Raw genomic sequence first — 19,117 nt, 5'->3', positions numbered from 1 at the left:
CCTGATTGGGCGCGGTCGCGGTGTCCGTCCGCCAAGCTCGGACCAGAGCTGCGTACCTTATGATAGGGGGAGGAAGCATGTCGAAAGACATCGCAAACGATTCTGCTACAGCGATCGAGGCTGCGAAAGAACCCTACGTGGACAAGAAGCGCCATTTCTGGGTGCTTTCCGTCCTGTGGCCGGCCACGCCGCTGATCGGACTCTACTTGGTCTCGCAAACCGGCTGGAGCATCTGGTACGGACTGGTGCTGATGCTGTGGTATGGCGCCGTTCCACTTCTGGACGCCATGTTCGGCGAGGATTTCTCAAACCCGCCCGAATCGGCTGTGCCCGATCTAGAACAGGACCGTTACTACCGCGTGCTGACCTACCTGACGGTGCCGATCCATTATGCCTCGCTGATCGGCTGTGCCTGGTGGGTGTCCACCCAGCCTATGAACGCGCTCGAATTCATCGCGCTCGCCCTGTCGATGGGCATCGTGAACGGCCTCGCACTGAACACCGGCCACGAGTTAGGCCACAAGAAGGAAGCTTTTGACCGCTGGATGGCCAAGCTCGTGCTGGCCGTGGTGGGCTATGGCCACTTCTTCATCGAGCACAACAAGGGCCACCACCGCGACGTGGCGACCCCGCTCGATCCGGCGACCTCGCGCATGGGCGAAACCATCTATCAATTCGCGACCCGAGAAATCCCCGGCGCCTTCAGGCGAGCCTGGGACCTGGAGGAGGAGCGTCTGAAGCGCCGCGGGAAAAGTGTCTGGAGCCTGGACAACGAGGTGCTGCAGCCCATGATCCTGACGGTCGTGCTCTATGCCGCGCTTCTGGCGTTCTTCGGTCCAACGATGCTGCTCTTCCTGCCGATCCAGATGGCCTATGGCTGGTGGCAACTGACCAGCGCCAACTACATCGAGCACTATGGTCTGCTGCGCGAGATGCTGCCGAACGGGCGCTATGAGCACCAGAAGCCGCATCACTCCTGGAACTCCAACCACATCATGTCGAACCTGATCCTGTTCCACCTGCAGCGCCATTCGGATCATCACGCGCACCCGACCCGGTCCTACCAGTCGCTGCGCGACTTCAAGGATCTGCCGGCGCTGCCCTCGGGGTATCCGGGAATGTTCTTGGCAGCGCTCTTTCCGACTTGGTTCCGGTCGATCATGGACTCCCGGGTCGTGAGCTGGGCCAAAGGTGATCTGAACAAAATCCAGATCCAGCCCGGCATGCGCGAATACTACGGTCGCAAGTTCGGTTCGATCAGTCCCGCTGCGAACGCTGCGGTTGCGGCCGAGTAATAATGCCTCGGCCTGGTGCCACATGGCAGTTCGGCGACCGAGGATCCGCGCGAGTTCGCCGACGCGTTCCCGCGACGCGAATCTTCAGAACGTAACCGGTGTCGAAAGACCAAGCGAGGATGCCACAGATGGCAAAGTATCGGTGCCCCGACTGTGGGTATATTTACGATGAAACCGCCGGCCACCCACATGAGGGCTTTCTGCCCGGAACGCCGTGGTCCGCGGTGCCCCAAAGCTGGTGCTGCCCGGACTGCGCGGTTCGCGACAAGGTCGATTTCGAGTTGATCGAGCGATCACCGGTCGCGGCGCCGCACTCCGCGGCGATGGTAGCCACGCGGTCCGCGCCCACCACGGCGCAGGCGAGCCCAACCGTGGTCATGGAACGGCCTGTCGCCTCCGCGCAGTCCGATGCTGCGCCGGTCGCCGACGCCGCGTGGCAGCAGGTCGCCGGAGCTGAGGCGCCCGCAGGCGCACTGTACCGCAAATGGATATGCATCACCTGCGGGCATATCTACGACGAGGCGCTCGGCGACGAACGAGAAGGGTTTGCGCCCGGCACGCTGTTTGAGGACATCCCTGACGACTGGTGCTGCCCAGACTGCGGAGCCACGAAAAAAGACTACGTTCATTACGAAGAAAAGTGAGGGGTCGGTATATCGGTCCCTACAATATCCGAGGGAGGAAGAATGAACCGGATCTCCAATCTAAGGCCGGTCGAGCCTGGACAGGCCCCCGGCTCGGGGATCGATGCGGCCTTTGAGGCCCAGCGGCGTGCGCAGCTTGCGCGCCGACCAAGCTTCGACCGCAAGGCACGGATCGCGCAGCTTGACCGCCTGCGTGATACGATCAGGCGGCGCGAGGTCGACATCATCGCGGCCTGTGCCGCCGATTTCCGCAAGCCGGCGTCCGAGGTTAAGCTGACCGAGATGCTTCCTGTGCTCCAGGAAATCCAGCACACCAAGCGGCATCTGCGCAAATGGATGCGTCCCAGGCGCGCCGCTCCCACGCTGGGCGTGTTCGGAACAAGAGCCCGCGTGCGGCCGGAGGCCAAGGGCGTCTGCCTGATCATCGCGCCATGGAACTATCCGGTGAACCTGTCGCTTGGGCCGCTCGTGTCGGCGCTTGCGGCAGGCAACTCCGCCATCATCAAACCGTCCGAGCTGACGCCGCACACGTCGAAGTTAATCGCCGATATCGTGGCCGAGACCTTCTCGCCCGATCTGGTGACCGTGGCGCAGGGCGACGCAGGCGTGGCGCAGAAGTTGCTGGCCTTGCCCTTCGACCACGTCTTCTTTACCGGCAGCCCGATGGTGGGCAAGATCGTGATGGAGGCGGCGGCCAAGAACCTGACCTCGGTCACGCTGGAACTGGGCGGAAAATCGCCCACCATCGTCGGGCCTAACGCCAACATCGGGAAGGCCGCCAAGCATATCGTCTGGGGCAAGTTCGCCAACAACGGCCAGACCTGCATCGCCCCGGACCATGTGTTCGTCTACCGCGACATTGCGGCGAAGTTCAACGAGGCGGTCAGGAAGGAAATCCTCCGCGTCTACGGTAAGACGCTCGAGGCGCAGAAGGCGACGCCCGACTATTGCCGCATTGTCAACGACCGCCATTTCGGCCGCGTCCGCGGGCTGATCGAGGATGCCAAGGCCAAGGGAGCACAGATCCTGCAGGGAGGGCAGACCGACGCGTCACAGAATTTCGTGGCGCCGACGCTGATCGCCAACGTTTCCGACGACATGGAGATCACCCGCGAGGAGCTATTTGGCCCAATCCTGCCCATTATCGAATACGTCGACCTTGACAAGGTGATCGACCGGATCAACGCCAACCCCAAGCCGCTGGCGCTTTACGTTTTCGACAAGAGCAAATCCTTCGTCGAAGATATCACTACGCGCACATCGTCCGGCGGGGTCGGGATAAACTTGACCGTGGTGCATTTCCTGCACCCGAACCTGCCCTTCGGCGGAGTGAACAATTCGGGCATCGGGGCGGCGCATGGCGAATACGGTTTCCGCGCGTTTTCCCACGAAAAGGCGGTGATGGAGGAACGTCATTCCATCACCCACATGCTGTTCCCTCCCTATAGCGGCTTTGTGCAGCGCCTCATCAGCATCGTCGTTCGTGTTCTGGGCTGAACCGGCGGCAACCGACAGGAATATTTACATGTATGATTATATCATCGTGGGCGCAGGCTCGGCTGGTTGCGTCATGGCCAACCGGCTCTCGGCAGACCCCTCCAAACGCGTCGCCCTGCTGGAAGCGGGCCCGCGCGACAAGAGCCCGCTGATCCACATGCCGCTGGGCATCGCCCTGCTGGCCAACAGCAAGAAGCTGAACTGGGGCTTCGAGACCGAGCCACAGGAGCATCTGAATGGCCGGCGCCTGTTCTGGCCACGCGGCAAGACGCTGGGCGGATCGTCCTCGATCAACGCCATGGTCTATATCCGGGGTCACAAGGCCGACTATGACTACTGGAGCCAGCAGGCCGGCACCGATGTCTGGGGATGGGGGCGGGTGAGCGCGTTATTCCGGCGCCTCGAGGACAACCAGCGGTTCGGCGCCGACGAGCATCACGGTCGGGGCGGCGAGCTGAGCGTGAGCGAGCTTAACACGGTCAACCCGCTCAGTCGCGATTTCGTGCAGGCCGGTCGGGAATTGCAGATACCACACAATGGCGATTTCAACGGCGCCTCGCAGGAAGGGCTGGGCCTTTACCAGGTGACGCAGAAGGACGGGCGCCGTTGCAGTTCGGCGCAGGCCTTCCTGCGCAGGGCGGAGGAAAGGTCGAACCTCGAGGTGATGACGGACGCCCGCGTGACGCGCATTGTCATGGACGGAAGCAAGGCCATCGGTGTTACGCTGCGCCAGGGCAAGGAATACCGCCAGCTGCGGCTTAATCCGGGCGGCGAGGTGATCCTGTCCGGCGGCGCCGTCAACTCACCTCAGCTTCTGCTTTTGTCGGGCATTGGCAACGCCGAAGAGATGAAGCGGCATGGCATCCCGGTGGTTCATCACCTGCCGGAGGTCGGCAAGAACATGGCCGACCACCTGGACATAACGCTGATGCATGCCGCCAATTCGCGCCTGCCGATCGGCGTTGCGCTCAGTTTCCTTCCGCGCGGCGTTGCGGGGCTGTTTTTCTATATCTTCCGGCGGCGCGGCTTCCTGACCAGCAACGTGGCCGAGTCGGGCGGGTTCGTAAAATCTTCGCCCGACCGCGAACGGCCCAACGTGCAGTTCCATTTCCTTCCGACCTATCTGCGCGACCACGGGCGCAAGGTATCTTTCGGTTACGGCTACACGCTGCATATCTGCGACCTGCTTCCGAAAAGCCGCGGCCATATCGGGCTGACGAGCCCCGATCCGATGGACAATCCGCTGATCCAGCCGAACTACCTGAGCGATCCGGAAGACATGGAAACGATGATCGCGGCGGTGAAGCTCGGACGCCGTATCCTCGACGCGCCGGCGATGGCCGTCCACAGCAAATACGAGGTCCAGCCGGGCAACGCGGTACACTCGGACGACGAGATTGCCGCGTTCATCCGCGAAAACGCGGAAACGATCTATCACCCGGTCGGCACCTGCCGCATGGGCGCGGACGAGGCCTCGGTCGTGGATCCCGAACTGAAGGTGCGTGGCGTCGAAGGGTTGCGGGTGGTCGACGCCTCGATCATGCCGAGCCTTGTGGCCGGCAACACCAACGCGCCCACGATGATGATCGCCGAAAACGCCGCCGATATCGTACTGGGCAGGGCGCGGATCCTCCCCCGGGCAAGGGCCGTTGCGTGAGCTGTCATGACTGTGGACGCGCAATGTTGTGATGGCTGCGGCTCAACCAGCGGCAAGGAAGCGGTCGAAATACTGAACAGCCCCTGTGCTGCGGTGGTCCCGCCCGCTCCCGAAATGGAAATGGCGACGAAGACGACTGAAAGGAGCCAGGAATGCTCGGTCAGATGATGCGAATGCCGCTCACCATTCATTCCCTGATCGCCCACGGCGCACGGTATCATGGCGATACCGAAATTGTGTCGATCGAAACGGACGGCACGACCAGGCGGAGCAACTGGAGAACGGTTTCGGAACGATCGCGCCAGCTGTCCTCGGCGCTTGGCAGGATGGGGATCGCTCGTGGCAACCGCTGCGCCACGATCGCCTGGAACAACGCGCGGCATCTGGAATGCTACTTCGGCATTTCCTGTGGCGGGATGGTCTGCCACACGATCAACCCGCGGCTGTTCCCCGAACAGCTGATCTACATCATCAACCACGCCGAAGACCGCGTGGTCTTCTTCGACAAGACCTTCCTGCCGATCATCGCCAAGCTGCGCGCGCACCTGAAATCGGTGGAGGCCTTCGTGCTGCTGTCGGGCCGCGACGAAGAGGCCGCCGCGCAGGTTCCCGGTCTTCTGTTTTACGAGGATTTCATCGCGACGGGTGATGTAGATGCGGACTGGGGCGAGGTGAGCGAGAACGACGCCTCGAGCCTGTGCTACACCTCGGGCACGACCGGCAATCCGAAGGGCGTGCTCTATTCGCACCGGTCGACGGTCCTTCATTCCCTGGCCGCCGCGCTTCCCGACACGCTGAACATCTCGGCGCGCGAGGTGATCATGCCGGTGGTGCCGATGTTCCACGTCAATGCCTGGGGCGTGCCCTATGCCGCGGCGATGGTGGGCGCGAAGCTGGTCCTGCCGGGACCGGGGTTGGACGGTGAAAGCCTGGCCCGCCTGATCGACGCCGAAGGGGTGACGATGGCCCTTGGCGTGCCGACGATCTGGCAGGGCCTGCTTGCCGCGCTGAAGAAGCGCGGCTCCAAAGCCGAGACGCTGAAGCGCACGATCGTCGGGGGCAGCGCCTGCCCGCCCTCAATGATCGCGGAGTTCCGCGACAAGTACGGCACGGAGGTGGTGCACGCCTGGGGCATGACGGAAACCTCGCCGCTCGGAACTGCAAACGCGCTTCTTGAACGTCACGGCAAGCTATCTGAGGCGGAACAGGCGAAGATCCGGGAAAGTCAGGGCCGCCCGCCCTATGGCGTAGAACTGAAGATCGTGGATGACGAAGGCAATCGTCTGCCCGAAGATGGGGTGGCCCAGGGCAACCTGCGCATCCGCGGCCATTGGGTGGTGGCAGATTACTTCGGCTTCGAAGCCGGCGAAACGCTCGAAGAAGACGGCTGGTTCGAAACCGGCGACGTGGCCTCGATCAACGCCGAGGGCTTCATGACCATCCGCGACCGGTCCAAGGACATCATCAAATCCGGCGGCGAATGGATTTCAACGGTGGAGCTGGAAGGCATCGCCGTAGGCCATCCGGGCGTCGCGGATGCCGCGGCGATCGCAGCCCGACACGAGAAATGGGACGAACGCCCGATCCTTTTGGCCGTGAAGGCGCCCGGAGCGGACGTGACCGAGGAGGAGTTGATCGCCTATTACGCCGACAAGGTCGCCAAATGGCAGATCCCCGACAAGGTGATCTTTGTTGATCAACTGCCGCGCAACGCCACCGGCAAGGTTTTGAAGAACAAGCTGCGCGAGGAATACGGCGGCGTGCTGACCGGCGCCTAGTTTAGGTGCCGGCCTCGCCATCGGATTGATCCGCCCGCGGACGGATTGGTCCGATGCCGCGGAGGGTTCGAAAACGGAAGGCGGCCATGTCCGCGGCCCCTTCGTCATGGTTGTCCGTCGCTAGCGCGCGAAGGGCAATGCTACAGAAGCGTTCTCATGAGGGGCAGGAGGCGCCGATGTCGATTGTTGGCACAACGTGCATGATCATCGGCGCGGCCGTCGTCCTGGGCCTTTTTTCCGTCTATGCGAACTGGGTCACCCGTTCGATGACGATGATGCCGCCACCCGCTGGTATAGGCATTGGTGTTCAAAATAGAGAGGCAAATCATGAGCGGTTCGTGACGAGCACCAATCTAGACCAGTATTGCAATGGCTGCTTCAAGAATGAACTCTGGCTGTTCGCCGATGTAGACGGATGACAACTTACGTCGGACGACGTCTTGAAGCTTCATTCAACGCGACCACTGCGATCAAGAATGCGCGGCGCGGTTCGTGGGTTGCCTTTCAGACTTAAATCGAATTGAAGATTGCTCTGACCAAAGACAAAGACCAGAGCAGGAATCGCACTCGATTTTCGGAAGATCAGATCATCAGGTGTCTTGGAGGAGCACGAAGCCGGCGTTTCTCCGCAGCCGATATGCGCCGGAGGCACGGCGCCAGTGCCGACTTTATCCACAAAATGGAAAGCCAATTCTGGCGGCATGGAGATCACGGTGGCGACGCGATTAACACAATGATCAGCGCGGAGCAGCCGACGCCTATGACGAATTCGCCCGCGATTATCAGGGTCATGGCCCGACCATGCCTCGTTAATGCTCTGCGCCGGGCGCCTCCTCTCAACCAAAAACGTAGTTGGGCAAGAGCATGGTCAACGACGGCCAATATCTCCTTGATCGCTTCCCCGATCGCGGCGTTTGATAGTCGTCCGTGAAGAACCACTCAAGGCCTTGAGCGGGAGTCGATTTTCCGGGTTGGACGGCATTTGAGATTGCAAGCTTTCGGGCTTTGACGGCGCAATAGCTTGCAATTTCATTTTGAGGATTCCGTCGAATCGCTTGTCGTGATTCCGTCGTCGCATCGGAGGGAGCGATGCGACCCAAGGAACGACGGGACAGCGGGCAGGCCGATCTCCTGCGCTCGCGGCTGGACGCGATCATCGATATGGGCCACCCGCTGGTGAAGCTGGCGCGGACGATCGACTGGTCGTTCCTCGAGGAGCGGTTCGGGGCGGTCTATGAGGACAAGCCGGGCCGGCCGCCGCTGCCGACGCGGCTGATGGCGGGGCTGGCCATCCTCAAGCACACCTACGACCTCTCCGATGAGGTGTTGTGCGAGCGCTGGGTGGAGAACCCCTATTACCGTGTGCCTCGTAGCCGGTGCGTATCTGCCGGCATAACTGTGTTGAAGATGGGAGCTGGCCTCCCGGAGCCGGCCTGCAGGGGCAGGCTTCAAACCACTCCAGGCTGCTGCGTTTAAGAGACGTGGTGGTGAGCGCTGGGGAAAAGGCGGCGGGCTACGCCGTCAGGTGAGTGATGAGAAGATGAGCGCAAGCGAACCGCCGATGACGCATCGAAATGGGTCCAGACGCTGTCAAAACGAGCATCGTGGTAATGATGCTCGGAAGAGTGTGGGCGATACCTGCTTATGGTCCACGCGGCAGCCGGTGTATAGGCGGCATGATCTCATCACAGGCTTCAATCCGGAACGAGGGAACCTGGCTCGGGGTGTTAAGGGAAATCCGCAAGTGGCGCACACCACGAGGGAGAATACCAAAACCCGAGACAGGGGCGGAGCAGCCTGTAGTAGCGTTGAAGTGGCTGTAATGGCCATGGAGCGAAGGGGCTGCGTTATCCTGTCCGACATCGGACGCCAACCGGCTTTGTCGGGAGGAGCGTCATGACGCAGGACAAACCGTTGCCGATCACCAAGCGTATGGTCTGGGAGGCCTACCAGCTGGTGGCAGGGAATGGAAAGGCGGCGGGCGTCGATGGCCAGAGCCTGGATGAATTCGCGCAGGACCTTGGGAATAACCTCTACAAGCTCTGGAATCGCATGGCGTCGGGAAGCTATCTCCCGCCTGCGGTCAAGCGCGTGGAGATTCCCAAAGCCAACGGCGGCATCCGTCCACTGGGCATTCCGACGGTCGCGGACCGCGTCGCACAGATGGTGGTCAAGCAATATCTGGAACCGGGGTTAGATCGAGTGTTTGATCCTGACTCCTACGGCTATCGGCCGGGAAAATCAGCGCATCAGGCGATCGAGCAAACGCGCAAGCGGTGCTGGGGCTATGACTGGGCTTTGGACCTCGACATCAAAGGCTTTTTCGACACGATCGATCATGCCCTTCTGGTGAGAGCGCTTCGGAAGCATTGTCAGGAGCCCTGGGTTTTGCTGTACGTCGAGAGATGGCTGAAGGCTCCGGTGGAGATGCCGGATGGGACTATCCAGAAACGGGAAGCCGGAACACCGCAGGGTGGGGTGGTAAGCCCGTTGCTGGCGAATCTTTTTCTTCATTACGCTTTCGATGCATGGATGCGTCGGACGTTTCCGCGCATTCCGTTCGAACGCTATGCCGATGACGCAATCTGTCACTGCCGGACACGGCAGGAGGCGGAGCATCTAAAGGCGGTTTTGGAGAAGAGGTTGGCCGACTGTCATCTGACGCTGCACCCGCAGAAAACCCAAGTGGTTTACTGCAAGGACAGCAATCGACGCGGGACACATCCGCAGATCCACTTCACTTTCCTTGGCTTCACCTTCCGACCCCGCATGGCGAAGAATCATTGGGGAAAGCTCTTCACGTGCTTCCTTCCCGCAGTTAGTCCGCAGGCGCTCGCGCGCATGCGGGAGCGGATAAGGAGCTGGCGCTTGCCACAGCACGCGCCGCTTCCGTTGGCTGATATAGCTCGAATACTCAATCCGGTCCTTCAAGGGTGGTGGCAGTATTACGGGCGCTTCTATCCAACGGAGCTGTGGAAGCTGTTCACGTACTTCGACGAACGTCTCGGAGCCTGGCTCCGACGGAAGTACAAGCCGCTCAAAAGGCACCGGGGACGGAGCTTGCGGCGGCTGAACGGCATTGCGAAGCGCAACCCCTCGCTCTTCGTCCACTGGGCTCGCCTTGGACACGCAACGGTTGGGTAACAAGAGCCGGATGATGCGAGAGTATCACGTCCGGTTCTGTGAGGGGCTGAGGGTGAAACTCCCTCGGCCCACTCGACAGTTCTTCTGCGGCGAGGAGTTCTTCCAGCACCGCTTGGTGTTCGATCGCTCCTCGCTAACGCGCTGGCGCCAGCGGATGGGCGAGGAGAAGCTGCAGGCCTTGCTGCAGGAGAGCCTCTCGGTCGCCACCAGGACCGAGGCGCTCAAGCCGAGCGACCTCAACCGCGTCATCGTCGACACCACGGTGCAGCCCAAGAACGTCATGTTCCCGACCGATGCGCGGCTTCTGAATCGCGCCCGCGAGATCCTGGTGCGGCTCGCCAAGAGATACGGCGTCAAGCTGCGCCAATCCTATGCCAGGGTGGGCAAGTTCGCCCTCATCAAGCACCAGCGCTATGCCCACGCCAAGCAGTTCAAGCGCGCCAACCGGGCCCTGAAGAAGCTCAAAACCTATCTCGGCCGCATCATCCGCGACATCGGCCGCAAACTCGGTGGCAACGCCGACTTGCTCGGAGGGATCGCATTGGAGCGGATGCGGGCGCGGGCGCGACAAGTGCTCGAGCAGAAGCAGCGCCAGCGCGGCTCGAAGGTCTATTCGCTGCACGCGCCGGAGGTGGAGTGCATCGGCAAGGGCAGGGCGCACCGGCCTTACGAGTTCGGCGTCAAGGTCTCGGTGGCCACCACGCTATCGCCGGCCAAGGGCGGGCAGTTCGTGACCCATGTGAAGGCGCTGCCCGGCAACCCCTATGACGGCCACACGCTGGCAACCGTCATCCCGGAGATGGAAGCCCTCATCGGCAGCATCATCGAGCGCATGCTCCTCGACAAGGGCTACCGCGGCCACAACGCCCCGCCCGATTACAAGTTCAGGGTGTTCATCTCAGGCCAGAAGCGGCGGGTGACGCCACAGATCAAGCGCGAGCTGCGCAGGCGTTCCGCCGTCGAGCCGGTCATCGGCCACCTCAAGTCCGAGCATCGAATGGGCCGCAATTACCTCTGGCACCGCGAGGGCGACGCCGCTAATGCCGTCCTCGCTGCCGTCAGCTACAACTTCCGCCGCCTGATCCGGTGGCTGAGGCTTTTGTTGCGCCAAATCCTCGTCCGGCTCATCCTCCGGCCTCAGTTCGTCCCGAGCTGAAATCCCGGTTCTTTACGGACGACTTGATATCGTGGAGAGCACGAAAAGATTGAGTCCCACAGGCGGATGAATCAGCCCGATCTGGATAGCTTCATACTGGCGACGGTCTCGTTCGTGGTGGAAATTCCGTCGAACGTTCTCTGCGACAGAGCGAGGGGCACGTTCGGCAGTGGCGTCGTTTTCGAAATTTCCCCGACGAACCGCATTACAGTCGTCCTCGTCCTTGCTAAAAAGCCGGACCGCATCGGCTCTTAAGCTACGCCATCCACGTGGGTCCGGATTATCCGGTCGATCCTAGCTTTGGTCCATTCTTTGGCGAGCAGTTCGATGAAGAGATAGCCGTAGCCGCGAATGAAACGGAATGGATCAAGGACAATCGAGACGTCGCTCGGCTCGAATAGATGGCTAACATTCAAGCTCTTGATACTGCGGTCTCGTTCCGCGTCGTACGCCGCTCCTGATAGAATCGCTATTCCCGCGCCCTCCAGCACGAGCGACTTAATGACACTTGCATCCATTGCGCGAATTACCGGATGAATTTCGAATCCCCGACTTCGGAACACGCGGGTCACATCCCATTCGGTCGTAAGAACATTTGAGGGTCGTGTCCCCGGTGATGGTGTAGCTCGGTAGAGTAAAGCCGCCCGGACGCGCGCTCCCAAACAGCGCCGTAGCGGGCGGGCGGCTTTGCGGTGGTCACCGGCAGTTCTCCGGTAGGATCGGGTTGCGACACGCCAACGCAACCGAGGAACCACCGATGACCGACGACATGATGAACCTGCGCACGCTCGTGGAGAAGACCCCTGATGCCGATCTGTTGCGCGAGATGATCGGCTTTGCCGCCCAGCGCCTGATGGAGCTGGAGGTCGAAAGCCAGACCGGGGCGGCCTACGGCGAGAAGAGCCCCGAGCGTCTGGCCCAGCGCAACGGTTACCGTGACCGGATCTGGGAGACCCGCGCCGGCGCGGTCGAACTGCGCATCCCCAAGCTGCGCAAGGGCTCCTACTTCCCGGGCTTCCTGGAGCCGCGACGCATTGCCGAGAAGGCGCTTACCGCCGTGGTGCAGGAGGCCTATGTGCAGGGCGTCTCGACCCGCTCGGTCGACGATCTGGTGCAGGCCATGGGCATGAGCGGCATCTCCAAGAGCCAGGTGAGCCGGCTGTGCGGCGAGATTGACGACAAGGTGAAGGCGTTCCTCGGTCGCCCGATCGAGGGCGACTGGCCGTATCTGTGGATCGACGCCACCTACGTGAAGGTACGCCAGAATGGCCGCATCGTCTCGGTCGCGGTGATCGTCGCGGTCGGCGTCAACAGCGATGGACGGCGCGAGGTTCTCGGCATGGATATTGGTCCCTCGGAGGCCGAGACATTCTGGACGGCGTTCCTGCGCAAGCTCGCCCGCCGTGGCCTGCGCGGTGTCAAGCTGGTCGTGTCCGACGCCCATGAGGGCATCAAGGCTACCGTCGCCAAGGTGCTCAACGCCAGCTGGCAGCGTTGCCGCGTGCACTTCATGCGCAATGCCCTGGCCCATGCCGGCAAGAGCGGACGGCGCGTCGTCTCCGCCTTCATCGCCACCGCATTTGCTCAGGACGATGCCGACGCTGCACGAGCGCAGTGGCGGAAGGTTGCCGACCAGCTTCGCCCCAAGCTGCCCAAACTTGCCAACTTCCTCGACGAGGCCGAAACCGACGTGCTGGCCTACATGACCTTCCCGCCGCCGCATCGGACCAAGCTACACTCCACCAATCCGATCGAGCGCCTCAACGGCGAGATCAAGCGACGCACCGAGGTGGTCGGCATCTTCCCCAACGAAGACGCCATCGTCCGCCTCGTCGGCGCAATCCTGCTCGAACAGAACGATGAATGGGCCGTCCAGCGTGCCCGTTACATGACGCTGGAAACCATCGCACCAATGAGCGATGATCCAACCGTCAGCCTTCCGGCTATCGCCAGCTGACCTGCCCGGCCCTGGCCGGCGAACGCGGTGACCCGCCGCCAGCTACACCACGCCAGGGGACACGATCCATTTGAGAATACCAGCGGGTACCGCGCGATCGCTGCAAGGTCGATTTCCTTTTCAGACAGTAGCGGGTGGTCGTGAGGTAGAAGAAGTAATCGTGGCAATGCCTTTCGCGGAATGAAAGCAAACCGTGGCTGGGCGGCGGCTCCAAGACCACAGCGAAATCGACGGCACCCGCTCTTAACAAATCATAGCTACGACTGGCGGAGGCTTGTTGGATATCGATCGTGACAGATTGGTATGCCGAACGCACGCCGACGATCGCTTTTGGAAGCAGCGATTGAGTTCCAGAATGCAGAGTCGCGATACTTTTCCAGATTGCCTTCCACGAAGCGTCGCTTGGTCCGGTACGCGGTCGAGCCGCCCACGCCGACGCTCCTGGCGATCTCGTCGTCACCGGCCCCGGCATCGGCGGCCAACAAGATCTGTGCTCGCTTGAGCTTGCGGGACGCATGCTTGCCGCCGCTGAGAAGCGTCCTGAGTTCGCTGCGCTCGATTTGGCTGAGGTCGACCCGATAGCGTACATTCATGCCGTGCCTCCGTGTTTGAGGCACGCAGAAACAACTGAATCGGATGGCCGGCGTGAGTCCTTCGGCAAAAACCTTCACGCCCAAACAGGGGCAATACCTTGCCTTTATCCACCTCTATACGCGGCTGCACCGCAGGTCCCCGGCGGAAACCGACATGCAAGAGTATTTTCGCGTCAGCCCGCCTTCGGTTCACCAGATGGTGCTGACCCTGGAACGAGCGGGCCTCATCAGAAGGCAGCCAAGGACACCTCGCAGCATCGAGGTTCTCGTTGATCCCAAAAGCCTGCCGGAGCTAATCTGACCGCACCAGGAACCAACCCGTCAAAATCACTGTGCAGAGCCACTAGCTGCGGTCATTGGTTCATTCCTTCGACAAAGCTCTCACAAAACGGGTCGACTTCGATTGCGGGGCTAATCGTCGCGTGTATCGCCATTACGTTGTGATATCTGCGGTTCTCGAAAGAAACTGACGACGGCTTCAGTAAATGCATCATTTCGATCGCCAACGACCATATGACCCGCGCCGGCAATATCGGTGTACGTAGAGTGGGGAGCAAGTCGAAGAAACTCTTGCGCAGCATACACGCTTACCAAATTGCTTGATCCTCCACGTATCAGGTGAATCGGCAGCTTAAGTGTTTTGGCGGCGTCGGTCAGTCGGTTTTCGGACTGGCTCGCTTTGTCATTTGTCACGGAAGTCATGAAGCGTGGATCCCAATGCCAGCGAAGACGTCCGTCATCGCATCGTCTCAAATAGCGGTCGAGGCTCTCCGAGCCTTTCCGTCGCTGACGATTTGGCAAATAGTTGGCGATCGCCTCGGCGGCTTCATCGGGCGAAGCGAAGCCATCCGCCAAATGTGCCTCATGAAATCCAGGACCTGCGCAACGCCGATCGGCTCCATATTTGGAGTAATATCGACAAGCGTAAGCGAAGTGAAGGATCCTGAGCGAAGTTCACCTTCGGCTATCAAGCCCGCCAGGCCGCCGAGGGAAGCGCCGACGAGAGCTGGCTTCTCGTCCAGTTGATCAGACATCGCAAGGAGATCCATCGCAAAGTCGTCGAGTTGGTAAGAGCCCGATGGCGACCATGCACTTTCCCCGTGGCCACGCAAATCCATCGCAATTGCACTATATCCTGCCTGCATCAAGGCCCGTGCAGTTCGAGTCCACGCCAACCGGGTCTGGCCCCCTCCGTGCGCCAGCAAAATCGGCGAACCCTCACCAAACATGTCGGCTACAATCGCGTGTCCCTGAGCCCCGCAAAAAATCTTCTGTTTTTTCACTTGCGTCCTCAACTATCGTCACACCGCGCTCAAGTTGTTCCTTATCCTTATTGAAACGGCACCTCGAAATAACGCCCAACACCTGGCAATCGCCGAGTCCTCTCTAAGAGTTGTCGAATTTGACTGCGGCGCGATCGATTTCGCCCTTGGCGGTCCTCGGCAGTTGATCGACGAAAACAATGTGCTTTGGCTTCTTGTAGCGTGCGATCTTTCCGGCGACGAAGTCGATGAGCTCGTCGGCGGTGACATTCGCGCCAGTTCGGCGCACGCAGATCGCTTTGATGGCTTCGCTCCACTGGGGATCAGGCACGCCGATGACCACGACGTCGGCGATATCTGGATGTTGCAGAATCGCGTTTTCGACCTCCGCCGGGTAGACGTTCTCCCCACCCGTCTTGATCAGCTCTTTCTCGGGAGCACGGCCGGCATACCAGAGATAGCCATCGGCATCGAAATAGCCGATGTCGCCGGTGTGATGCCAGCCATTACGGAAGGTGTGAGCGGCATCGGCGTCGTTATTCCAGTAGCCTTTAAAAACGGTGGGACCACGCACCACGATCTCGCCGGTTTGTCCGGTGGGCCTTGGCTTGTCGGCGCTGTCGACGACCGTAATGGTGCGCCAGAACAGGGGGCGCCCAGCTGATCCTGGCCGGTTGCGGTAGGGCGACAGCGTTGCGAGGCCCGATGTCTCGGACTGTCCGAAGGCTGCCCAGAATACCGCGTGGGGGCAGGCTTTCTCGAAGCGTTCAATCGTCGCCGGGGTATCCAGTCCGGTCACAGCGCGCAACGTCTTCAATTCGTCGCCCTTGGCCTGATCCATCAGGCCCGCCAGCATCGGCGCGAACTCCGACATGACGGTCACCCTCTCGGCGGCAATGTCGCAAACCGCCTGTTGCGGGTCGAATTTCGAAGCGATGACGCTGGCGCCGCCAGCCTGCTGTACCGTCAGCATCAGGCCAAGGCCGGCGACGTGGAACAGCGGCAGCACACCAAGATTGACGTCGCGCTCGGTCAGGCTCCAGGCCTGCACCAGCGAGCTGTGCGCCGTTAGAAGGTTGGCTTGCGACAACAGCGCGCCGCGCGGCCGCCCGCCGACGGCGGCGGTGTGAATGATTACGAAGCCATCATCGGCGCTGAAGTTCACGTCAGACATCGATGCGTTCGAAGCCGCAAGATTTGCGAGCGGCGCAAACGGCGCAGTGTGCTTGCCGATGCCAAAATAGCTCCGGACCGAAGGTAGCGACGGTTTTAGAGCCGCGATAATCTCCTGGTATTCTGCCCCCGCCACAACCAGCACCGGCGCACCGTCGGCGAGGACGTAGCCGATTTCTTCGGCGTTGAGCCGGAAATTAACCGGCAGCAGGATCGCGCCGAGCCGTGCGACCGCTCCGATCATATCGATCATTTCGAGCGAGTTTTGCGAAAGGATGGCGACGCGGTCACCGGATTTTACACCCTCGCGTGCTAGGCCCGCCGCCAGCCGCTCGACCCTTTTCAGGTATTCACGATGGGTGATGCGCTGGCCTTCAAAAACGAACGCGGTGCGGTCGGGAAAAAATTCCGCATTGCGGCGGTACACGTCGAGGAAAGTAAATTCTTTCAGGGGCATCGAGTCCTCGATGTTATGCACGATCAATCTACCGCAAAGTGCTCCACTCGAAAAAGGTTTTCGAAGCCGTCGCTCGCAGCGCGCTTTGTCAACTGTCGAATTTTGGCTCACGTTTTTCGAGAAAGGCAGCGATACCTTCCTGTGCGTCTCGATGCATGAATAGGAGCGGAAAACCATCGATGGCGTGCCGTATCTCATCGCCACCGAGGCCGCGGTTGTAAAACGATTTGGCCATCTGCACCGCAAGCTTTGGTTTTGATGCAATTCGTTCGGCAAATGCCAGGGCGTCCGTGAGCAGATCGCCGTGAGGAACCACACGTAGTACGAGGCCTAGTCTGAATGCCTCATCCGCGCTGATTGGATCGCCGAGGATACTCATTTCTTTGGCCTTGGCGCGGCCGACCATATCGTGCAGGCGTACAATCGCAAAACCGGGCAGTAGTCCGAGCTTGATCTCCGGTACCGCGAAGCGTGCGCGATCCGATGCGATGATAAAGTCTGAAGCGATCGCGAGTTCAAAGCCACCGCCGAACGCAATACCATTGACGGCGGAGATTACGGGTTTGCGGCAATTTTCCGGTGCCGCTAATACCGCCAAAGCCTCGATCATAAACTTGCGTACTTTGTCCGGATCAAAGTTGAAGCCCTTAATATCGGCGCCCGCGCAAAATGCCTTGTCCCCGTTGCCGGTGATGATGGCGACGCGGACGTTGTCGTCTGCATCCACTTTCTTCAGGCCATCCAGAATACCCTCACGGATGCCTGTGCTGAGTGCGTTAAGCGAGCCCGGCTCGTCCAGCGTAAGGATGGCGATCTTCCCTTTGGTTTCATAGTTGACGCTGCCTAGTCTCATCGCAGTCTCCCTTACGTTATGGCGCCCTGTCTTTAGCGAAACGCGCTGAAATCCGGCTTGCGCTTCTCGAGGAATGCATTGGCGCCTTCCTGCTGTTCTTGTGTCGTGAAATAGGCGGGTGCGACCTCGCGGACGAGGTCATCCATGTCGCGCTCCATGATCGGCGCCATGTGATAGTAGAATGAGCGCTTGAGAATCTTCAGGCAAGTGGGGCTCAAAGCCAGGAGTTCGTCGCAATACTTCCGCACCTCGACGTCAAGTTCGGCCATCGGAACGACGGAATTGGCCAGTCCCCAGTCGAGTGCCTGTTTGGCGGTGTAGCGTCGCGCCAGCATCCAGAGCTCTCGCGCGCGCTTGTGGCCAAGCACATTGGCGCTGTGCGAGACGATGTAGCCTCCGGCCGGGGAGCCGACACGTGGACCGTTCTGGCCAAAGATCGCATGCTCCGCGGCGATGGTGAAATCGCAGAAATAGGCGATGTGGTGTCCGCCGCCAATCGCGTAACCGTTGACACGCGCGATCACCGGTTTCGGGCATTCGACGATGTGGCGGTTAAAGTTGAATTTCAGTCCTTCGAGCCCGCTCTTGCCGCCGGCGTCCTTCTCCCAGTTGACGTCGCCGCCGACGCAGAACGCGCGCTCGCCGGAGCCAGTGAGGACGATGACGCCAACTGTTTTGTCTGCGGTTGCCTCGAGGATCAGCCGCTCCATCTCTACGATGTTATCGCCGGTAAAGGCGTTGAGGGTCTTTGGCCGATTGATGGTGATGGTCGCGACGTAGTCCTTGACGTCGTACATGATCTCTTTTTCGGACACGATGGAACTCCATTTTGTTCTGGCGAAATTAACGGCCGACGTCAGCCGATCATGGTGTATCCGCCTGACACCGACAGGACCTGGCCGGTGACATGACCTGCGGCGGCGGACGAGAGAAACACTACGGCATTGGCAATATCGTTTGGGCGACCCAGCTTGCGCAGCGGCAGCGCCTTGGCAACTTTCTCGAATTGCTCCGCCGTGAACATTGAGTCTGGCTTTGTCCACATGCTGTTGGCGCCAACTTCTTCCGTATCCACGGGAACAGTGACGCCAGGACAAACGACGTTGCAGCGGATGCCATAGCGGCCGTTCTCTTTGGCAATGGTCTTCATGAAAGAATTAACGGCGGCCTTGACGCCACCATAGACCGCCTCGCGCGGCTCGCCCGAGCGGCTTGCGTCGGAACTGATCGACACGATAGCGCCGGCCCCCTTCGGAATCATGATATCGAGCGCACATTTGGTGCAGTTAAGCACGCCGACGTAGTTGATCTTGATGATCTTGTCCCAGAACTCGGGCGTTGTTTGTGTAAAGAACATCAGTTGATCCCAGCCGACGTTATTGACGAGCACGTCGACGGTGCCATGCTGAGCGGTAGCCGCCTCGTACATGGCTTTGACCTGATCGAAGTCGGTCACGTCGGTCTTGACGACCTGGACGCTGGCAGCGCCGTTCTTGCGCGCAAGTTCGGCAACCTTCTCGGCTTGCGCTTGGTCGAGATCGCCAATCGTGATGTTGGCGCCCTCAACCGCAAACCCGAGTACGATGGCCCGGCCGATATTGGAGCCGCCGCCAGTGACGACGACCGATTTGCCCTTCAGATTGAAATCCAT

Annotated in this window: 18 protein-coding genes and 3 pseudogenes; 11 read left to right on the top strand and 10 right to left on the bottom strand. The window is 60.6% G+C overall.

What is annotated here, in order from left to right:
* Nucleotides 1-77: 77 nt before the first annotated feature.
* The 6 genes from AC1RQP_RS10805 to AC1RQP_RS10780 all read left to right on the top strand — a co-directional run bounded on the left by AC1RQP_RS10805 (nucleotide 78) and on the right by AC1RQP_RS10780 (nucleotide 7,290).
* A complete protein-coding gene (locus AC1RQP_RS10805) occupies nucleotides 78-1,295 on the top strand; it encodes an alkane 1-monooxygenase (RefSeq protein WP_188108025.1) in 1,218 nt (405 codons plus the stop codon).
* A gap of 128 nt (nucleotides 1,296-1,423) precedes the next feature.
* The gene (locus AC1RQP_RS10800; protein WP_188149250.1) at nucleotides 1,424-1,939 is read left to right on the top strand and encodes a rubredoxin; all 516 of its coding nucleotides are present in this window, start codon (nucleotides 1,424-1,426) and stop codon (nucleotides 1,937-1,939) included.
* Nucleotides 1,940-1,981: 42 nt separating this feature from the next.
* Entirely contained in the window at nucleotides 1,982-3,436 is a 1,455-nt protein-coding gene (locus AC1RQP_RS10795) for an aldehyde dehydrogenase family protein (protein WP_188108203.1), read from the top strand.
* A gap of 28 nt (nucleotides 3,437-3,464) precedes the next feature.
* Complete coding sequence (locus AC1RQP_RS10790; protein ID WP_492936902.1) at nucleotides 3,465-5,093, top strand: GMC family oxidoreductase; 1,629 nt, start codon at nucleotides 3,465-3,467, stop codon at nucleotides 5,091-5,093.
* 152 nt (nucleotides 5,094-5,245) lie between these two features.
* Nucleotides 5,246-6,871, top strand: a complete 1,626-nt coding sequence (locus AC1RQP_RS10785; protein ID WP_492936901.1) for a long-chain-fatty-acid--CoA ligase — start codon at nucleotides 5,246-5,248, stop codon at nucleotides 6,869-6,871.
* A gap of 176 nt (nucleotides 6,872-7,047) precedes the next feature.
* Entirely contained in the window at nucleotides 7,048-7,290 is a 243-nt protein-coding gene (locus AC1RQP_RS10780) for a hypothetical protein (protein ID WP_492936900.1), read from the top strand.
* Nucleotides 7,291-7,319: 29 nt separating this feature from the next.
* Here AC1RQP_RS10780 and AC1RQP_RS10775 read toward each other — a convergent pair whose 3' ends face one another.
* The gene (locus AC1RQP_RS10775; protein ID WP_492936899.1) at nucleotides 7,320-7,574 is read right to left on the bottom strand and encodes a hypothetical protein; all 255 of its coding nucleotides are present in this window, start codon (nucleotides 7,572-7,574) and stop codon (nucleotides 7,320-7,322) included.
* Between the two features lie 386 nt (nucleotides 7,575-7,960).
* On the opposite strand from AC1RQP_RS10775, the pseudogene AC1RQP_RS10770 reads away from it, so the two are divergent.
* From AC1RQP_RS10770 to AC1RQP_RS10760, 3 genes and pseudogenes are all read left to right on the top strand, one after another.
* Nucleotides 7,961-8,233 (top strand): annotated as a pseudogene (locus tag AC1RQP_RS10770) (transposase); the annotation flags it as partial.
* Between the two features lie 534 nt (nucleotides 8,234-8,767).
* Nucleotides 8,768-10,015, top strand: coding sequence for a group II intron reverse transcriptase/maturase (gene ltrA, locus AC1RQP_RS10765; protein WP_492936898.1), 1,248 nt, complete (start codon nucleotides 8,768-8,770; stop codon nucleotides 10,013-10,015).
* 67 nt (nucleotides 10,016-10,082) lie between these two features.
* Nucleotides 10,083-11,171 (top strand): annotated as a pseudogene (locus tag AC1RQP_RS10760) (IS5 family transposase); the annotation flags it as partial.
* A 251-nt stretch (nucleotides 11,172-11,422) separates the two neighbouring features.
* Here the strand turns inward: AC1RQP_RS10760 and AC1RQP_RS10755 are convergent.
* Complete coding sequence (locus tag AC1RQP_RS10755; protein ID WP_492936897.1) at nucleotides 11,423-11,926, bottom strand: LysR substrate-binding domain-containing protein; 504 nt, start codon at nucleotides 11,924-11,926, stop codon at nucleotides 11,423-11,425.
* A 2-nt stretch (nucleotides 11,927-11,928) separates the two neighbouring features.
* Between AC1RQP_RS10755 and AC1RQP_RS10750 the strand changes: the two genes are divergently transcribed.
* Entirely contained in the window at nucleotides 11,929-13,128 is a 1,200-nt protein-coding gene (locus AC1RQP_RS10750) for an IS256 family transposase (protein WP_492936896.1), read from the top strand.
* Here AC1RQP_RS10750 and AC1RQP_RS10745 read toward each other — a convergent pair.
* Together AC1RQP_RS10745 and AC1RQP_RS10740 are read right to left on the bottom strand one after the other, a co-directional pair.
* Nucleotides 13,115-13,600: a LysR family transcriptional regulator substrate-binding protein gene (locus AC1RQP_RS10745; protein WP_492936895.1), complete on the bottom strand. Its 486-nt coding sequence runs from the start codon at nucleotides 13,598-13,600 to the stop codon at nucleotides 13,115-13,117. The genes AC1RQP_RS10750 and AC1RQP_RS10745 overlap by 14 nt on opposite strands.
* Nucleotides 13,503-13,721 (bottom strand): annotated as a pseudogene (locus AC1RQP_RS10740) (helix-turn-helix domain-containing protein); the annotation flags it as partial. The pseudogene AC1RQP_RS10740 and the gene AC1RQP_RS10745, both read right to left, overlap by 98 nt.
* Nucleotides 13,722-13,764: 43 nt before the next feature.
* Between AC1RQP_RS10740 and AC1RQP_RS10735 the strand changes: the two are divergent.
* A complete protein-coding gene (locus AC1RQP_RS10735; protein ID WP_188108210.1) occupies nucleotides 13,765-14,022 on the top strand; it encodes a LexA family protein in 258 nt (85 codons plus the stop codon).
* A 110-nt stretch (nucleotides 14,023-14,132) separates the two neighbouring features.
* Here AC1RQP_RS10735 and AC1RQP_RS10730 read toward each other — a convergent pair whose 3' ends face one another.
* The 6 genes from AC1RQP_RS10730 to AC1RQP_RS10705 all read right to left on the bottom strand — a co-directional run bounded on the left by AC1RQP_RS10730 (nucleotide 14,133) and on the right by AC1RQP_RS10705 (nucleotide 19,117).
* Entirely contained in the window at nucleotides 14,133-14,423 is a 291-nt protein-coding gene (locus tag AC1RQP_RS10730) for an alpha/beta fold hydrolase (RefSeq protein WP_492936894.1), read from the bottom strand.
* A 47-nt stretch (nucleotides 14,424-14,470) separates the two neighbouring features.
* Nucleotides 14,471-15,004 (bottom strand): alpha/beta fold hydrolase, encoded by a 534-nt coding sequence (locus AC1RQP_RS10725; protein ID WP_492936893.1) that lies wholly within the window; start codon nucleotides 15,002-15,004, stop codon nucleotides 14,471-14,473.
* A gap of 103 nt (nucleotides 15,005-15,107) precedes the next feature.
* Nucleotides 15,108-16,613, bottom strand: a complete 1,506-nt coding sequence (locus AC1RQP_RS10720; RefSeq protein ID WP_492936892.1) for an AMP-binding protein — start codon at nucleotides 16,611-16,613, stop codon at nucleotides 15,108-15,110.
* A gap of 88 nt (nucleotides 16,614-16,701) precedes the next feature.
* Nucleotides 16,702-17,466, bottom strand: coding sequence for an enoyl-CoA hydratase/isomerase family protein (locus AC1RQP_RS10715; protein WP_492936891.1), 765 nt, complete (start codon nucleotides 17,464-17,466; stop codon nucleotides 16,702-16,704).
* Between the two features lie 32 nt (nucleotides 17,467-17,498).
* Nucleotides 17,499-18,281, bottom strand: a complete 783-nt coding sequence (locus AC1RQP_RS10710) for an enoyl-CoA hydratase-related protein (RefSeq protein WP_492936890.1) — start codon at nucleotides 18,279-18,281, stop codon at nucleotides 17,499-17,501.
* A gap of 41 nt (nucleotides 18,282-18,322) precedes the next feature.
* Nucleotides 18,323-19,117 carry an SDR family NAD(P)-dependent oxidoreductase gene (locus AC1RQP_RS10705; protein WP_492936889.1) on the bottom strand — a complete coding sequence of 265 codons (795 nt, stop codon included), beginning with the start codon at nucleotides 19,115-19,117 and terminating at the stop codon, nucleotides 18,323-18,325.

The sequence above is a fragment of the Bradyrhizobium sp. GW821-FHT13H06 genome, assembly GCF_058803975.1.
The sequence above is the reverse complement of the archived record's forward strand: the minus strand, read 5'-3'. Positions and strand labels throughout refer to the sequence as shown.

Bases quoted from the DNA above. Each gene is read 5' to 3' on its own strand.
- AC1RQP_RS10805 (WP_188108025.1), top strand. From the start codon at position 78: ATGTCGAAAGACATCGCAAACGATTCTGCTACAGCGATCGAGGCTGCG.
- AC1RQP_RS10800 (WP_188149250.1), top strand. From the start codon at position 1,424: ATGGCAAAGTATCGGTGCCCCGACTGTGGGTATATTTACGATGAAACC.
- AC1RQP_RS10795 (WP_188108203.1), top strand. From the start codon at position 1,982: ATGAACCGGATCTCCAATCTAAGGCCGGTCGAGCCTGGACAGGCCCCC.
- AC1RQP_RS10790 (WP_492936902.1), top strand. From the start codon at position 3,465: ATGTATGATTATATCATCGTGGGCGCAGGCTCGGCTGGTTGCGTCATG.
- AC1RQP_RS10785 (WP_492936901.1), top strand. From the start codon at position 5,246: ATGCTCGGTCAGATGATGCGAATGCCGCTCACCATTCATTCCCTGATC.
- AC1RQP_RS10780 (WP_492936900.1), top strand. From the start codon at position 7,048: ATGTCGATTGTTGGCACAACGTGCATGATCATCGGCGCGGCCGTCGTC.
- AC1RQP_RS10775 (WP_492936899.1), bottom strand. From the start codon at position 7,574: ATGCCGCCAGAATTGGCTTTCCATTTTGTGGATAAAGTCGGCACTGGC.
- ltrA (WP_492936898.1), top strand. From the start codon at position 8,768: ATGACGCAGGACAAACCGTTGCCGATCACCAAGCGTATGGTCTGGGAG.
- AC1RQP_RS10750 (WP_492936896.1), top strand. From the start codon at position 11,929: ATGACCGACGACATGATGAACCTGCGCACGCTCGTGGAGAAGACCCCT.
- AC1RQP_RS10745 (WP_492936895.1), bottom strand. From the start codon at position 13,600: ATGCCGGGGCCGGTGACGACGAGATCGCCAGGAGCGTCGGCGTGGGCG.
- AC1RQP_RS10735 (WP_188108210.1), top strand. From the start codon at position 13,765: ATGGCCGGCGTGAGTCCTTCGGCAAAAACCTTCACGCCCAAACAGGGG.
- AC1RQP_RS10730 (WP_492936894.1), bottom strand. From the start codon at position 14,423: ATGACTTCCGTGACAAATGACAAAGCGAGCCAGTCCGAAAACCGACTG.
- AC1RQP_RS10720 (WP_492936892.1), bottom strand. From the start codon at position 16,613: ATGCCCCTGAAAGAATTTACTTTCCTCGACGTGTACCGCCGCAATGCG.
- AC1RQP_RS10715 (WP_492936891.1), bottom strand. From the start codon at position 17,466: ATGAGACTAGGCAGCGTCAACTATGAAACCAAAGGGAAGATCGCCATC.
- AC1RQP_RS10705 (WP_492936889.1), bottom strand. From the start codon at position 19,117: ATGGATTTCAATCTGAAGGGCAAATCGGTCGTCGTCACTGGCGGCGGC.